Source organism: Corynebacterium qintianiae, from assembly GCF_011038645.2.
Classification (GTDB): domain Bacteria; phylum Actinomycetota; class Actinomycetes; order Mycobacteriales; family Mycobacteriaceae; genus Corynebacterium; species Corynebacterium qintianiae.
In genome coordinates this window covers 499,206-514,076 of sequence record NZ_CP064955.1, presented here as the reverse complement: position 1 = coordinate 514,076, position 14,871 = coordinate 499,206, and the positions used below count along the sequence as shown (strand labels likewise).

General features: G+C 65.4%; 14 protein-coding genes. 2 read left to right on the top strand and 12 right to left on the bottom strand.

The window, feature by feature from the left end:
• The first annotated feature begins 35 nt into the window (after positions 1-35).
• Positions 36-401, top strand: coding sequence for a hypothetical protein (locus tag G7Y29_RS02560; RefSeq protein ID WP_165004961.1), 366 nt, complete (start codon positions 36-38; stop codon positions 399-401).
• Here the strand turns inward: G7Y29_RS02560 and secA are convergent.
• From secA to G7Y29_RS02515, 9 genes are all read right to left on the bottom strand, one after another.
• Entirely contained in the window at positions 398-2,941 is a 2,544-nt protein-coding gene (gene secA / locus G7Y29_RS02555; RefSeq protein WP_165004985.1) for a preprotein translocase subunit SecA, read from the bottom strand. The two genes, G7Y29_RS02560 and secA, sit on opposite strands and share 4 nt — an antisense overlap.
• A gap of 149 nt (positions 2,942-3,090) precedes the next feature.
• The gene (hpf, locus tag G7Y29_RS02550; RefSeq protein ID WP_165004959.1) at positions 3,091-3,765 is read right to left on the bottom strand and encodes a ribosome hibernation-promoting factor, HPF/YfiA family; all 675 of its coding nucleotides are present in this window, start codon (positions 3,763-3,765) and stop codon (positions 3,091-3,093) included.
• Positions 3,766-3,856: 91 nt separating this feature from the next.
• Entirely contained in the window at positions 3,857-4,462 is a 606-nt protein-coding gene (locus G7Y29_RS02545) for a ComF family protein (RefSeq protein WP_165004957.1), read from the bottom strand.
• Positions 4,463-4,475: 13 nt separating this feature from the next.
• Positions 4,476-6,191: an LpqB family beta-propeller domain-containing protein gene (locus G7Y29_RS02540; RefSeq protein ID WP_165004955.1), complete on the bottom strand. Its 1,716-nt coding sequence runs from the start codon at positions 6,189-6,191 to the stop codon at positions 4,476-4,478.
• Positions 6,172-7,656 carry an MtrAB system histidine kinase MtrB gene (gene mtrB / locus G7Y29_RS02535; protein WP_413228043.1) on the bottom strand — a complete coding sequence of 495 codons (1,485 nt, stop codon included), beginning with the start codon at positions 7,654-7,656 and terminating at the stop codon, positions 6,172-6,174. The genes G7Y29_RS02540 and mtrB overlap by 20 nt, the downstream gene beginning before the upstream one ends.
• 112 nt (positions 7,657-7,768) lie before the next feature.
• Positions 7,769-8,452 carry an MtrAB system response regulator MtrA gene (gene mtrA, locus G7Y29_RS02530; RefSeq protein WP_165004953.1) on the bottom strand — a complete coding sequence of 228 codons (684 nt, stop codon included), beginning with the start codon at positions 8,450-8,452 and terminating at the stop codon, positions 7,769-7,771.
• Between the two features lie 9 nt (positions 8,453-8,461).
• Positions 8,462-9,067 (bottom strand): dTMP kinase, encoded by a 606-nt coding sequence (locus G7Y29_RS02525; RefSeq protein WP_165004951.1) that lies wholly within the window; start codon positions 9,065-9,067, stop codon positions 8,462-8,464.
• A 5-nt stretch (positions 9,068-9,072) separates the two neighbouring features.
• On the bottom strand, positions 9,073-10,524 hold the full coding sequence (ahcY, locus tag G7Y29_RS02520; RefSeq protein WP_165004950.1) for an adenosylhomocysteinase: 1,452 nt from the start codon (positions 10,522-10,524) through the stop codon (positions 9,073-9,075).
• A gap of 84 nt (positions 10,525-10,608) precedes the next feature.
• Positions 10,609-10,962, bottom strand: coding sequence for a DUF4259 domain-containing protein (locus tag G7Y29_RS02515; RefSeq protein WP_165004948.1), 354 nt, complete (start codon positions 10,960-10,962; stop codon positions 10,609-10,611).
• Between the two features lie 192 nt (positions 10,963-11,154).
• On the opposite strand from G7Y29_RS02515, the gene G7Y29_RS02510 reads away from it, so the two are divergent.
• Entirely contained in the window at positions 11,155-11,922 is a 768-nt protein-coding gene (locus tag G7Y29_RS02510) for a hypothetical protein (protein ID WP_165004946.1), read from the top strand.
• On the opposite strand, the gene G7Y29_RS02505 is transcribed toward G7Y29_RS02510, so the two are convergent.
• The 3 genes from G7Y29_RS02505 to G7Y29_RS02495 are packed head-to-tail and all read right to left on the bottom strand — an operon-like array spanning position 11,915 to position 14,792.
• Positions 11,915-12,901: a hypothetical protein gene (locus G7Y29_RS02505; protein ID WP_249399785.1), complete on the bottom strand. Its 987-nt coding sequence runs from the start codon at positions 12,899-12,901 to the stop codon at positions 11,915-11,917. The two genes, G7Y29_RS02510 and G7Y29_RS02505, sit on opposite strands and share 8 nt — an antisense overlap.
• A gap of 21 nt (positions 12,902-12,922) precedes the next feature.
• On the bottom strand, positions 12,923-14,296 hold the full coding sequence (locus G7Y29_RS02500) for a phosphomannomutase/phosphoglucomutase (protein ID WP_165004944.1): 1,374 nt from the start codon (positions 14,294-14,296) through the stop codon (positions 12,923-12,925).
• A gap of 10 nt (positions 14,297-14,306) precedes the next feature.
• Entirely contained in the window at positions 14,307-14,792 is a 486-nt protein-coding gene (locus G7Y29_RS02495; protein ID WP_165004942.1) for a DUF3499 domain-containing protein, read from the bottom strand.
• Between the last annotated feature and the right edge of the window lie 79 nt (positions 14,793-14,871).

Genomic DNA, 14,871 nt, shown 5'->3' with positions numbered 1-14,871 from the left:
ATCCTACCCAACAAGAATGCTCGCTAGGAGGATCCGTGTATTACCCAGTGCCCGGGCACCAGTACATGCACGTGCTCGTGCCGCGCGACCGGCCATCGGCCCGTCCGCAAAACCGGGCCGAACCCACCGCGACGGTCTCACCGCTCGTCCGCGGGGCTCTCGACGCCGCCTTCGGGGCGCGGGACGCCGCATCCCTCAAGTCGAAGCTCTACGCACTCGGGGTGCGCAACCATGTGAACGCGAGGCGCCGTTCCCAGGCGGTGCGCGGGCCCGTGCGCATCGTCACCTGCCACGCCCGCGAAGGCGGAGAGCTGTTTGGCACGGTCGACGTCGGCGGGCGGCGCTTTGGCTACGTCGCGCGCATCAACAACGCCCGCCTGGTCTCGTTCAAAGTCCTCTAGACCGAGGCGGTCTCCGAACCAGGCTGCTGCTCGAACTGTTTGCGCATCATGAATAGCTGGCGGACCGTCTCCTCTTGGACGGCCTCCTCCATCGCGTGGAACATGTCGCCACCCTCCTTCTGGTACTCCACCAGCGGGTCGCGCTGCGCCATCGCACGCAGGCCGATGCCCTCCTTGAGGTAATCCATCTCGTAGAGGTGCTCGCGCCATTTCGCGTCGATGATCGGGAGGATCACCATGCGCTCAACGTTGCGCATCTGCGCCTCTCCGCCGATTGCGGACACGTTGTCCTCGAGCTTGTCGTACTGCGACTGGGCGTCCTCGACGAGTGCCTCGCGGAGCTGGACGGCAGACAGCTCACCGGGGCGGCCGTACTCCGACCCGTCGATTAACTCCTGCGGGGAGACGGTCGGGCCGTACAGCGAATCGAGCGCGCTCCACAGCTCCTCGAGGTCCCAGTCCTCCACGTACCCCTCCGCAGTCGCGCCGTCGACGTACGCGCCGACGGTGTCTGTGATCATGCGGCGGACCTGCTCTTTGATGTCCTTCGCGCCGAGGATCTCTTGGCGCTCACGGTAAACCACCTTGCGCTGCTCGTTGAGGACCTCGTCGTACTTCAGCACGTTCTTGCGCATCTCGAAGTTCTGGTTTTCCACCTGGCTCTGTGCGCCCTTGATGGCGTTGGAGACCATCTTCGCCTCGATCGGCACGTTGTCGGGCACGTTCAGGCGATTCATCATGTTCTCCATTGACTGTCCGACGAAGCGGACCATCAACTCGTCGCGCATGGAGAGGTAGAAGCGGGTCTCGCCCGGGTCGCCCTGGCGGCCGGAACGGCCTCGGAGCTGGTTGTCGATGCGGCGGGACTCGTGGCGCTCGGTGCCGATGACGTAGAGGCCGCCCGCGTCGCGGACTTCGTCACCGAGCTGCTTGGAGCGCTCGCGCGCCTTCGGGAGCTGCTCGTTCCACGCCTCCTGGTAGCGCTCCTCGTCCTCGAAGGGGTCAAGGCCCTGCTCCTGCAACCGTGCGTCGAGCAACACCTCGGGGTTGCCACCGAGCACGATGTCCGTGCCGCGGCCGGCCATGTTAGTGGACACCGTCACCTTGCCGGGCAGGCCCGCCTCGGCGATGATGCGCCCCTCCTCCTCGTGGTGCTTCGCGTTGAGCACGTTGTGCTTGACCCCTTTGCGGGTCAGCAGCTGCGAGAGGTACTCGGAACGCTCGACAGAGGTGGTGCCCACCAGCACCGGCTGACCGTTCTCGACATGTTCCGCGATGTCATCCGCTACGGCGGCGAACTTCGCCTCCTGGGTCTTGTACACCAAGTCGTCGCGGTCGACGCGCTGGTTCGGCTTGTTCGGCGGGATCGCCACCACGTCGAGGCCGTAAATCTGGTGCAGCTCGGCCGCCTCCGTCTCCGCGGTACCCGTCATGCCCGCGAGCTTGTCGTAGAGGCGGAAGTAGTTCTGCAGAGTCACGGTCGCCAGAGTCTGGTTCTCGTTCTTGATCTCCACGTTCTCCTTGGCCTCGATGGCCTGGTGCATGCCCTCGTTGTAGCGGCGGCCGGCGAGAACGCGACCCGTGAAACTGTCCACGATGAGCACCTCACCCTTGCGGATGATGTAGTCCTTGTCGCGCTCGAAGAGCTCCTTCGCCTTGATGGCGTTATTCAGGTAGGACACCAGCTGGGAATGCTCGGGGGCGTAGAGGTTGTCGATACCGAGCTGATCCTCGACATACTCCACGCCTTCCTCGGTGACTCCGATGGTGCGCTTGCGCTTGTCCACTTCGTAGTGGACGCCCTCGCGCATGCGCGGGGCGAGCTGCGCGAACACGCTGAAGAACTGGCTGGAACCGTCCACGGGGCCGGAGATGATGAGCGGGGTGCGGGCTTCGTCGATAAGAATCGAGTCGACCTCGTCCACGATGGCGAAGTTGTGGCCCCGCTGCACCATGTCCGCCGTGGAGCGGGTCATGTTGTCGCGCAGGTAGTCGAAGCCGAGCTCGTTGTTGGTGCCGTAGGTGATGTCGGCTGAGTACGCCTTCTTGCGTTCGGGCGGTCGCATCTCGGAAAGAATGACGCCCACCTCGAGGCCAAGGAAGTGGTGGACGCGACCCATCATCTCGGCGTCGCGCTTCGCTAGGTAATCGTTGACGGTGACGATGTGGACGCCCTTGCCCGACAGCCCGTTGAGGTACGCCGGAAGAACCGAGGTCAGAGTTTTGCCCTCACCGGTCTTCATCTCGGCGACAGAGCCGAAGTGCAACGCCGCGCCACCCATGACCTGAACTTTGTAGTGCTTCTGCCCCAGGACGCGCCACGACGCCTCGCGGGCCGTCGCGAAAGCGTCGAGGAGAATGTCGTCCAAGCTCGAGCCGTCCGCCAGGAGCTTGCGGAACTCCGCCGTTTTGGCCTTCAGTTCAGCGTCGCTGAGGTTGGCGTAGTCGTCCTCCAGCGCGATGACCTGGTCGGCCATCTTGCTGAGGCGCTTGACAGTGCGGCCTTCTCCGGCGCGGAGAAGCTTGGAAAGTCCAAACACGTGCGTGGAGCCCTTCGTTTCGGTGAGTGATTGTGCTACCAACCCGCCATTGTACGCACACGAGCGACGCAGTCCCGATGACAGGTGTTGAGCGGAATGAATCGCCGCCCGCGGCGGTCAATCTGCGGGCGGCGATTCAGGGATGGGGTTTACTCGGTCTCTTCGGTCTCGACGAGGGAGATCAAACCGTAGTCAAAGGCGTGGCGGCGGTATACCACGGACGGGCGGTTGGTCTCGGAGTCGATGAACAGGTAGAAGTCGTGACCGACAAGCTCCATTTCGGAGAGGGCGTCGTCTACGCTCTTGGGAGTGGCGGGGTGCTCCTTGCGGCGCACGACCTGGCCCGGCTGTGCGTCCTCAATTTTATCTGCGTACGGGTCGACTTCGAACTGGCCTCCCTCGGTGGCGCGCGCCTCGCGAGCCTCGGCCTCGAGCTCCGCGGCGATCTGGCCTGCGGACTTCGGCGCCCGGTGGCCGGAACGCGAAATTTCGCGGCGGACCTTCACCTTGCGCAGGGAACGCTCCAGCTTGCCGACGGCGGACTCCAGTGCGGCGTAGAAGCTATCCTCTTTCGCCTCGGCGCGGGCGAGGTGGCCCTTGCCGGTGGCGGTGATCTGGATGCGCTGCGCCTGTGCCTCGCGGCGCGGGTTCGGCTCGTGCTTGAGCTCCACGTGGAAGAAGTTCAGCGTCGGGTCAAGCTTCTCGATCTTGGCCAGCTTGGCGTTGACGCGATCCTGGAAGTGCTCAGGGACCTCGACGTTGCGGCCGGTGATGGTCACCTGGGCCTCCGGGCTCAAAACGTCGTTGTGCTCTGCAGAGGTCATCTGCTTCCTCCCTTACTAGTAGAAACGGGGTCTACAACCCACTATACAAGTGGTCATAACCATTCGGGCCGAAAGTCCCGCCAACTTCCTGTCAAGCTGCGCAGAGTGTGACGCAGGCGCGGACATCCGCACCCAGCGCAAGAAGCTTTGCGACGCTCGCGTGCAACGTCGACCCCGTCGTCACCACATCGTCCACCACCACGACACTCCCCGGCGGCACACCTGTGCACTGCACACGACCCGCCAGGTTGGCGCGCCGGTCTGCCGCGCTGAGCTCCGACTGGTCGCGGGCCGCGTGCGACAGGCGGAGAACAGCGTGCGTCGTGCGTCCCGCGTTCCTGCACACCGCCTCCACTGGGTCGCCGCCGCGGGCGCGTGCGGACGCCGCCCGGGTCGGCGCCGGCACCAGCCCCGCCCCCTCCGGGATCTCGCCGCGGGCCTCAAGATGCGCCAGGGCGGCGTCGAGAAGCGAGCCAGCGTACGCCCGGACGGCGAGGTTGCCCCGCTCCTTCATGGCGAGGACGATCCCGCGGTGCGCACCCGCGTACGGGCCCATGGAGAACACCGGTACCAGGGTGTCAACAGGAGAGGTGACCCGGAAGGGCACGCCGGCGAGCTGCCGTACACAGCGGGCGCAGAGCATCAATCCCGCCTCACCGCACCCGGCGCACCTGCGGGGGAGGATCAGTTCCAGCATCGGCCCGCCGAGGTTACCGGGCCACGATGGGCACGGACCGCACACCCTGGAGGCCGGGGACCTCACGCCAGTTAGAAACGTCGTTTGCTCCCGCCGGCATCTGCAGGATCGCGTTCGCGTCGGTCGCATAGACCATGCCCACACCAGAGGCGACTGCTACAACGGGCGCCGTGATGTTGCCGATCGGTTTGCCGGTCGTGCCCGAGCCATCCTGCTCCACCCGAACCACCGGCGAGCCCGGGTTGCTCGTGCCCACGACGATGGAACCGTCGGGCTGCCAGTCCGCCGAAATCACGCTGCCCGCCAAATCGGGGGCGTACTCCAGCACGTTGACCACCTTGCGCTCTCCGTTGCCGTACTGCTCGACGATGCCGGTGTAGACCGTGCCTTCGATGACCATGACGACACGAACGCCAGTGCTCGACAGGCGCAGGACTGAAATACTTCCGTCGACCCCTTCCGGCAAGTCGACGGGGACCTCCGACGTCGTGAAGTCGCCTGAGGCGGAGCGCACCGAGCGGGTGACGCGCCGCCCGTCGGCCACAACCCAGATTCCTGAATCGTTGCTCTCGAAAGTGGGGCGAGTGAAGGTGTCCGCCTGGAGAACTTCTTTCGCCCCCTGGTCGAACGCGCCGGCCCGGAAAGTCTGGTCACCCTCCGCGCCCGTCACAATCGCGTAGTTGCCCGAATTACTGACATCCGCCGCGACAATGTTCCCCTGCTCGGCCACGCGGCCGTCCATCGGTTGCGCCGTCTCGTCCGCCACGGAGAACAACCGCCCGTTCGCGAGAGTGTAAAAGCTGGAATCACCCACCGACTCCACCAACGGGCTGCTCGCTGCGAAATCGTCCCGGTTGAAACTCTCCACCCCCGGCACGAGCGGGTCGCCGTCCGCCTCGATAGCGATCGGGCCGTTGATGCCTGCCCCAGCCAGCGTCCACACCAGCTGGGAGGCGAAGCGCAAGCGTTCCTCCTCTCCCAGAGTGCTCAGCCCCGTGAACGTGTAGGCACCGTCCTCGATTCCTGTATAGGCCGCTTCCGCCGGGAGGTCGAACTTCAGGGCCGAGCGGACGCGCTCCGACGGGCCGTGGAGCAACAGCGTGATCAACGCGGTCTCCAACGAGTCTCGACCCGCGTACACCCACCGGCGGTCAGGAACCAGCTCCTCGCCGCTGCGGTCGTAGAAGTACAGGTTGTACGGCTGATACCTGTTCCGCAGCTCCGTACGCTCGATCACTGATCCGGCAGGGAGCGAAGAGATGCGCCACTGGCCGTCAACCCGCTCCACCTCCATCGTGGCCTCGTATCCCTGTCGCGCGGGCACGAACGCACCGCCCGGCCGCAGCTCCCCGATGACGTTGCCTTGAACGTTGAAGCTCTGGGTGGCCCCGCCGTCGGCAAGCGTGTTCATGCTGATGCGGTCCACCACTATCGTCGAGGCATTGGGGTCCCACGCCTGGCGCGCCTGCTCCGTCAAAAAGCTCCTGGCGCCCTCGTAGTTGGATGCGGGCACCGCGGAGGCGGCGAAAAAGTCTCGCAGCAACAGGTCCGGGTCACTGTCCGGAGCCGGGGTGATGTCCGAGATCGCCTGGGTGGGCGCGTCGAACTTGCGGATTACTTGGGGGGCGGAATCGGTTGGCAGCGATGCGCACGAGGTGAGCAGTGCTGAGGTCGTCAGCGCTACCGCCAGCGACATCACCCGACTTGCCCTACTGTTCCGCGTGCGCATGGCTCGCCCCTTTCTCGCTGCGCGCCGTCGGCGCTTTCAATTCCACCGGGGCATTGGAAAATCCTTTGCGTGGGTCGCGTGGAAGCACGAGGCGGAACTGCGAACCGACGCCGGGCGTGCCCGCCGCGTCCAGCGTTCCCTTGTGCAGCAGCGCGTCCTCCCGCGCAATCGCCAGACCGAGGCCGGTGCCGCCCGAGTGGCGCTTGCGTGACTTGTCCGCCCGCCAGAAGCGATTGAACACCAACTCCTCCTGCCCTGGTTTGAGACCGATCCCTTCATCGGTCACCGTGATAGCGACTGCCTCAGCGTTGGAAGTGAGCTCCACCGTCACGGGATTGCCCTCAGAGTGATCGACGGCGTTGGCAACGAGATTGCGGACAACCCGCTCAATCCGCCGGGAGTCACCCTCGATTGTCACGGGCTCATCGGGAAGGAGGAACCGCACCTCGACGTCGAGCTCCTCGGCGAGGTGGCGGGTCTGTTGCCACGCCGACGTGATCGGGACCCGAACGTCCAACTGCGCAGGCGACAAATCCGCTACGCCAGCGTCATGGCGGGAGATCTCAAGCAAATCCCCCAAAAGCGCCTCAAAGCGGTCAAGCTCGCGAGTCATCAGCTGGGACGCGCGCTTGGTGTGGGGCTCCAGACTCTCCTGCTCAGAGGCGATCATGTCTGCGGCCATGCGCACGGTCGTCAGCGGTGTTCGCAACTCGTGCGACACGTCGGATGTGAACTGGCGCTGGAGGTCACCGTACTCCTCGAGCTGGGTAATCTGCCGTGACAGCTTGTCCGCCATATCGTTGAACGACAGAGCCAGGACCGCCATTTCATCCTCCCCGTCAACCGGCATCCGCTCGCGGAGGTGGCCCGCCGCGAACCGCTCCGCCGTGCGGGACGCGGAGCGCACCGGCGCCACAATCTGCTGCGAGGCGAGCCAGGCGATACCCACGAGGAGAACCACCACGACCAGGATCGCGGAAACGAGAATGCCGCGCATGAGAGCGAGTGTCGACGCCTCGCCCTCCATACTCATGACCAAGTAGACCTGCAGGCCGGGAATGTCGGAACTTGTTGGGCTGCCGACGATGAGGGCCTTGTAACTCGAACCGTCGGACCTTGTTGCCTCGTGGAACTGGTAGGCGACGTTGCCTTCGGTGACGAAGTTCCTCAGCCGCTCGGGAATCTCGTAATCCTCAGGGGACGTGGTCAGGGATCCGTCCGCGTTCTCTAGCAGCAGCACCGGCTCGTACACCGCCGCCGCCTCGGAGTCCTGCTGCGACCTCTGCCCCAGCACCGCCCGCGCGGAGTTCAACCGCGTCTGAGTCGAACCCGTGGAGCCCGAGCCGTCGATCTGCTCCTCTGCCACCACCCGCGCCCGCTCGATCTCCGACGAGGCAAGACCCACTTTGGCCGCGGTCACCCGCTGCGCGACAACGGACGCGAGAGCGAACCCCAGCACCAGCATCACGAGGGTGGACACGATGAGGACCGTGCCCACGAAGCGGACCTGTAGGGATGTGCGCCAGGCCTCGGAGATCTCGTCCCGCGCACGCCGAACTGGGTTCGTGTTCAGCGGCTCACACCCCCGGCTTACCCGTCTTGTAGCCCACACCGCGGACAGTCAGGATGATCTCCGGGTTCTCCGGGTCGTGCTCGATCTTCGAACGCAGCCGCTGCACGTGGACGTTCACGAGACGTGTGTCCGAGGCGTTGCGGTAACCCCACACCGATTCGAGCAGCTCATCGCGAGCATGAACTTGGTTGGGCTTGCGTGCCATTTCCAAAAGCAGGTCGAACTCCAGGGGCGTCAGCGCGATTTCCTCGTTGCCGCGGGTGACCATGTGTTGGGGGACGTCGATGGTGAGATCGCCGATGGTCAGCACCTCAGCCGGCTCCTCCTCGGTGCGGCGCAGGCGGGCGCGGATGCGAGCGATGAGCTCCTTCGGCTTGAAGGGCTTCGTGATGTAGTCGTCGGCACCGGACTCCAGGCCCAGAACCACATCCACCGTGTCTGTCTTAGCCGTCAGCATGACAATCGGAACCGATGAGACCTTGCGGATCTCCCGGCAGATGTCCACGCCGTTCATGCCGGGGAGCATGAGGTCGAGGAGGATCACATCGGGGTCGTACTCGGTAAACGCCCCGACCGCCTCCGCTCCGTCAGTGACCGGCTTCGTCTCGAAACCTTCCGATTCCAGCACGATGGTGAGCATCTCGTTGATAGCTGGGTCGTCATCGACGACAAGAATTCTGGGGGTCATGACGGCTCCTTAACGTAAGTCCTCAACGGCTTGGATGATAGCCGCCGCGTCGGTCGAGCGGACCCACCGACCCGCCCAACCCTCCTCGGCGAGCCGGACGTAGGCGGAGAACGTGTCCTCCTGGAGTTGCGCGTCGCGCTCGTAACGGTCGCGCACTCGCGAGCCGTCGCCTTCCTCGCGGCGCCGAACCCTGCGGTCCGCCTCACCAGGCGCGGTGTCCACGAGGACCTGCAGATCCGGTTTCGGCAGTGCAAGGCGCCCGAACTCGAGGTCGTACACCCATTTCAGGGACGCGTCATCGCCCGTGCGGGCCGTCGTGTACGCCGCGTTGGACGCCACATAGCGGTCCAGGACGATGATTTTCCCGGGCGCGTTGACGTAGACGTCGAGAAGCGGCTTCGCGCCTGCCCTGTCGAGCGCGAACATCGTCGCCATGCCGTGGGCGGAGTCGACGAGATCACCCATCCGCCCGTGCAGAGCGTCCTGCGCGAGCTGGGCGTGGATCGACTCCGCGTAGCGCGGAAACGCCAGCGTCTCAGCCCCCAGCTCATCCTTGATGTCGCTGACAAGGGTGTTCTTGCCGGCCCCGTCGATTCCCTCTACCGCGATAATCATAGTTGCTAGTAGCGGTAGTGCTCCGGCTTGTACGGGCCGGCGACATCCACACCGATGTACTCGGCCTGCTCCTTCGTCAGCTCCGTGAGGCGGCCGCCGAGGGCCTCGACATGGATGCGTGCGACCTTCTCGTCCAAGTTTTTCGGCAGGCGGTAGACGTCGTTGTCGTAATTCGCGCCGTTGGTGAACAGTTCGATCTGCGCGATGGTCTGGTCCGCGAACGAGTTCGACATCACGAATGACGGATGGCCGGTCGCGTTGCCCAGGTTGAGGAGACGCCCCTCGGACAGGACGATGATGGAGTTGCCGGAGGGCAGATGGAAGAGGTCGACCTGCGGCTTGATAGGCGTGCGACTGACATCGTCGCGGTGCAGCAGGGAGTGCATGTCGATCTCGTTGTCGAAGTGACCGATGTTGCCCAGGACGGCGTGGTCCTTCATCTTGAGCATGTCCTCGAAAGTGATGATGCCGAGATTGCCCGTCGCGGTAATGACGATGTCGGACTCGGCGATCGCCTCGTCGACGGTGACTACGCGGTACCCATCCATGAGCGCTTGGAGAGCGTTGATCGGGTCGATCTCCGTCACAGAGACGATCGCGCCCTGGCCGTCAAGGGCCTCCGCGACACCCTTGCCCACGTCACCGTACCCGCAGACCAGGGCCTTTTTACCGGCGATGAGGACGTCCGTGCCACGGTTGATGCCGTCGATCACGGAGTGGCGGGTGCCGTAGCGGTTGTCGAACTTGGACTTGGTCACCGCGTCGTTGACGTTCATCGCCGGGAACGGCAGCACGCCTTCCTTGGCGAAGTGATAGAGACGGTGCACGCCGGTGGTGGTTTCTTCCGTGACACCCTTGACCTCGTCGGCAGTGCGGGTCCACCTGGTGCCTTCCGCTTCAAGCGCACCGCGCAACATCGCGTAAAACGCCACGAGCTCGTCGGAATCACCCGGTTGCGCCTCCGGCACGGCGCCCGCCTTTTCAAACTCCATGCCCTTGATGACGGCCATGGTCGCGTCGCCACCGTCGTCAAGGATCATGTTCGGGTAAACGCCCTCGCCCCAGTCGAAGATCTGGTTAACGCACCACCAGTACTCCTCGAGCGTCTCACCCTTCCACGCGAAGACGGGCACGCCCTGCGGGTCCTCCGGGGTGCCATGCTTGCCGACGACCACCGCAGCGGCGGCAGCGTCCTCGGTGGAGAAGATGTTGCAGGAAGACCACCGGACCTCCGCGCCTAGCGCGACGAGGGTCTCGATGAGGACAGCGGTCTGGGTGGTCATGTGGATCGACCCGGAAATGCGCGCGCCTGCCAGCGGTTGCTCGTCGGCGTACTCGCGGCGCAGCTGCATCAGCCCAGGCATCTCGTACTCCGCGAGCTCAATCTGCTTGCGGCCGGCCTCATGCAGGCTGATGTCAGCAATCTTGTAGTCGGTCACGCCGCTGGCGTCGTTCATCTGTTCACTACTCCCGGATGAGGGTTGGTTGACGGTTCGCTCCCACCTTAGTCCCCGGGTCAGACACCGCGGCCCCCGGAGACTCTACGAGAGCGCTTCGATGTACTGATCGATGTCTTCTTCTGTGTCCACGTTCTCCAGCACCGAAATGGCGGCTTCTGCCAGTTTCTCGTCGATGTCCGCGTCAATGGACCTGATGAAGGGGTAAGCATCAGCGACGTCGCCAGCGCTGAACGGCGCCCCTGCCCAAATCGCCGCGATGGTGGCGGCGGCGCGGCCGTTGGAAATCTCGTCCGCCTTCGCCGATTCCGGATTCGCCGCGAGGAGCACTGCGTCCCGGACGGCTTCGACGATATCGTCGGGATCCAGATCGGCGAGCTCGTCCAGGAACTCGATGTTGACATCGTCGGATAGAATGTCCTTGTCCCAGGCGCTCATGGGTATTGCTCCTATCGTTGCTGCGGAGGGTGAAACGGTTAACCGTAGTGCTATCCCCTTAGTACGCCATCTGACTGCCGCGTTCCACCTCCGACCTCCCGCCCGCTTCCCAAATCATCACTGACGTGCTATAAAAGCACAGACGGAATAAAACTGTTACCAAGCTGTGACAAAACCTGGAGGGGGCAAGACATGAGCGAATCGAGGCGCCTTGTCACCGTGTTCATGGCGGTAGGTCTTGTTCTCGCTATCTGCGTGGGATTGTTGGTGTGGAAGATGTCCGCGCCCTCGACATCCGCGGACACCTCTTACCAGGCGGATGCGGTCGAGGCGACTGTGAGCGACACTGCACGGAGCTCAACGCCGCCTCGCACAGCGCCAGAATCCGTTTCCACTACGCAGGCGTCCGCTGGCGACACGCAGTTGCTGGCACCCCGCACCGCCGCCGAAGGCGCGCGCAACCACGCGGACGACCCGCTTTTGCCGCCGAACGCGGTGGTCAACGCGGCACCGCACGACGTCTCCCCAACCCAGGTCTACCGGCCGTCTAACGTGATCCCGACGTCAGTCGCCCCGGCCTCGGAGGACGGACTTCGTTCAGGCGCGACCGCAGAACGCGAGACCGCGCAGACCGCTGAGCCGGAGGCCGCCGCCACCTCCCAGCCCGCCGTGTCGCCGACGCAGCCCGCTACGGCGAGCGCAAGCAGCGCAGCAACTTCGGAACCCGCCACCGCGACGGCCGCGCAGGAGCCGGCGGAGGAAGCGACTGCTTCCACCCACGCACAGGAGGCAGCGCCGCAGTCGGCGCCTGTGCAGGACCAGCCTGCGCCGACCCAGCAAGCCCCAGCACAGCAGGCGCCCGCCCCCGCGCAGGAGCAGCCAGCAACGGTGCAGCAGGGCGTCCCCTCATCTGCGGACCCCCTCCCGTGGTGGGAGCGCTTCCGCGGGATGCTCAGCTAAGCGGGTCGTTCATTACCGTCGCCGCCAGCGCCCGCACGAGCAGCCGAGCCACTGTCCCGTCTTCTCCGGAGGCTGAAGGCTCGCATCCCTCGGCCCTCGAGTTCGCCATCACGGGCCCATCATGATTCCACACGACCGTTTTGATGGGTTCCGGGCGCAGACCGCCGTCGATAAAGGGGTCGTGGAAAATATCCGACACCGACGCCGCCGTTGATTCCTGCGTGGCGGCGGTGAGCTCGTCGCGCTCGACAAACCCGGACGGGATGCCCTTAGCTGACCACAGCTGGGCCGCCGACTGCGCCACGGCCAAACCACAGCGCTCGAACCCTGTGTGGATGACGCGGGCACCCGCGACAAACGCCCGCAGCTGCCGTGCCGCGTTCACTGATTCGTCTCGCTCCGGAGAAAGGGTTTCGAGTTCGTGGTCGACTTCCCCGGCCACGGTCTCCAACCGCTGCCGGATCACCTCACCCGGCTCCACAAACGCGTCCACTACGGCTGCCACCGTCCCGAAAGCCCGCAGCGGGGACGCCCCTACTGCCGTGGGAAGCGCGGGGATGACAAGGGTCGCGTCGGGGGCGTCGTCGATAAGCGGGCCCGTTCCTGGACCCGCGAGAACCGTCTCGGCGCCACGGGCAGCTGCCGTAATGAGGGCGCGCGACGCGTCTTCGCTGTCAGCGGCGTCTCCAACCACGACGACAACGTCCAGGGGCCCAACGTAGCCGGGAAGAACTGAGGCCACCACGACGGGCAACCGCAGCGGGGCCCGCAGGTCCGCCACCGCGCGCGCCATGGCCCGGGAGGCGTTGTCGACACCCACGACGACAACGCTGCGGGCCTGGACGCCGCGGAGACCCTCGAACCTGTCCACTGCCTGAGCTACGGCACGCAACTGGGCCCCCTCGTGCGCGGTGTCGAAGAACCGCACCGCCTCGGTGTCGTAGGATCCGGCGCCTTCGTAGTACAGTCTGTCGTCCATGCCGCCCAGACTACGGGTGTCTCAGGCCCGGATAATGCCCAGCACCTCGCGCACCAGATCATCCACCTGTGCCTGGTTCGGCGCCTCCGCGTTGAGCCGCAGCAACGGCTCCGTGTTAGAGGCGCGGACGTTGAACCATACCGGGGGGTTTTCGCTCACCGTGACGGTGGCGCCGTCGAGGTGGTCGATCGACGTGGCGCGGTCCGCGAACGCCTCCACAACCCGCGCCGTGGCCGCCTCTTGGTCGGCGACCTCAGAGTTGATCTCACCGGAAGACGCGTAGCGGTCGTACTCCGCCATGAGTTCGCTCAGCGGGCGGTCCTGCTCATCGAGGGCGGCGAGCACGTGCAGGGCGGCGAGCAGACCCGAGTCGGCGTTGAAGAAATCTGCGAAGTAATAGTGGGCTGAGTGCTCCCCGCCGAACTTCGCGCCGGTCTCCGCCATGTGCGCCTTGATGTAGGAGTGCCCCACGCGGGTGCGCACGGCAGTGCCGCCACGCTCCGTGATGATCTCCGGGACCGCGCGCGACGTGATCGCGTTGTGGATGATGGTGGCGCCCGGATGCTCGGCGAGGGTGCGGGAGGCCACCAGAGCAGAGATTGCCGAGGGCGACACGGGCAACCCCCGCTCGTCGACCACGAAACAGCGGTCGGCGTCACCGTCGAAGGCGAGCCCGATGTCTGCCCCCTGGTCGAGCACAAACTTCTGCAGGTCCTTGAGATTGTCGGGGTTGAGCGGGTTCGCCTCGTGGTTGGGGAACGTGCCGTCCAGCTCGAAGTACAGCGGGCGCAGGTCCACGTCACCGAGCACGGCCGGGACGGTCAGCCCCGCCATGCCGTTGGCGGCGTCGACGGCCACCACGAGGCGCCGGCGCGATGGCACGGGCACCAGCTCGCGGAGGAACGCGGCATATTCATCCAACACATCTCGCTTGTCGACGCCCCCGCGCACGCCCCCGTACTCCGGCACTCCCTCGACAACCATCCGCGCGATGTCCGCGAGCCCGGTGGCGGTACTCACCGGGCTCGCCCCGGCGCGGCAGAGCTTGATGCCGTTGTAGGCCGCCGGGTTATGCGAGGCCGTGAACATCGCCCCGGCGCACCCCAGCGTGCCCGATGCGAAGTAGAGCTCGTCGGTGGACGTCAGGCCCAGCGCGACAACGTCGAGCCCCTGGGAGGTGGCACCGTCGGCGAATGCTTGGGAAAGGGCGGGTGAGGACGGCCGCATGTCGTGGCCGACGGCGATCCGTGTCTCCCCCTCGTCGCGCAGGAGATGCGCAAAAGCCGAGCCGACGGCGGACATGAAGTCCTCGTCGACGCTCTCGCCGACGATGCCGCGGATGTCGTACGCTTTGATGACCCTCGTGAGGGACTCTGCCGTGTGCTCGATTGCCATGGCGGCAATCCTAGTTGCCGCCCTCGACATTCTCGTGGGACGGGTCTGGCACCACGCGAAGGTGCGAGCGTCGCGCCTGCTTAGCCGCGGTAACTTGCTCCTCCACTCTTTTCGTCCGGTGCACCGGGTGGTTGGATGTGCCCGGGTCGCCGAAGTCGTGGTTGGCCGCGTATTCGATGGGGTCCTGGCTTGTGTCGACGAGCCCAGTGGTGACGCGGCCGGCCTCTCTGACCGCCTCGGCGAGCGCGGTCAGGTCCGCCTCGTCCATATTCTCCAACTCGTCATCGTCGATCTCAACGTGCTCGACGCGCACCATGTCCCACCCGACGGGGGCGGAGATGTTGGCGGAGTGGCGTTCGCACAGGTCCCACGAGTGGGGCTCGGCGACGGGTGCGAGGGGGCCGACAACCGCCGTGGAGTCCGCGTACGCGTAGATGAGCGTTGCTACGGCGGGCCTGCCGCAGCCTGGACGGCAGCAACGACGGAAAGTGTTCACGGGGCCCAAGTCTAAACCTCTCCTTGAGATACGGCGGGTGACACGCGGCGTGGCCGCCGCCGGCCGCCGCAAGCCAGTC

What these genes read in the sequence shown, in the direction of transcription:
- hpf (WP_165004959.1), bottom strand. Translation starts at nt 3,765, where the DNA reads ATGACCTCTGCAGAGCACAACGACGTTTTGAGCCCGGAGGCCCAGGTG.
- G7Y29_RS02545 (WP_165004957.1), bottom strand. Translation starts at nt 4,462, where the DNA reads ATGCTGGAACTGATCCTCCCCCGCAGGTGCGCCGGGTGCGGTGAGGCG.
- G7Y29_RS02540 (WP_165004955.1), bottom strand. Translation starts at nt 6,191, where the DNA reads ATGCGCACGCGGAACAGTAGGGCAAGTCGGGTGATGTCGCTGGCGGTA.
- mtrB (WP_413228043.1), bottom strand. Translation starts at nt 7,656, where the DNA reads ATGCTGGTGCTGGGGTTCGCTCTCGCGTCCGTTGTCGCGCAGCGGGTG.
- mtrA (WP_165004953.1), bottom strand. Translation starts at nt 8,452, where the DNA reads ATGACCCCCAGAATTCTTGTCGTCGATGACGACCCAGCTATCAACGAG.
- G7Y29_RS02525 (WP_165004951.1), bottom strand. Translation starts at nt 9,067, where the DNA reads ATGATTATCGCGGTAGAGGGAATCGACGGGGCCGGCAAGAACACCCTT.
- ahcY (WP_165004950.1), bottom strand. Translation starts at nt 10,524, where the DNA reads ATGAACGACGCCAGCGGCGTGACCGACTACAAGATTGCTGACATCAGC.
- G7Y29_RS02515 (WP_165004948.1), bottom strand. Translation starts at nt 10,962, where the DNA reads ATGAGCGCCTGGGACAAGGACATTCTATCCGACGATGTCAACATCGAG.
- G7Y29_RS02510 (WP_165004946.1), top strand. Translation starts at nt 11,155, where the DNA reads ATGAGCGAATCGAGGCGCCTTGTCACCGTGTTCATGGCGGTAGGTCTT.
- G7Y29_RS02505 (WP_249399785.1), bottom strand. Translation starts at nt 12,901, where the DNA reads ATGGACGACAGACTGTACTACGAAGGCGCCGGATCCTACGACACCGAG.
- G7Y29_RS02500 (WP_165004944.1), bottom strand. Translation starts at nt 14,296, where the DNA reads ATGGCAATCGAGCACACGGCAGAGTCCCTCACGAGGGTCATCAAAGCG.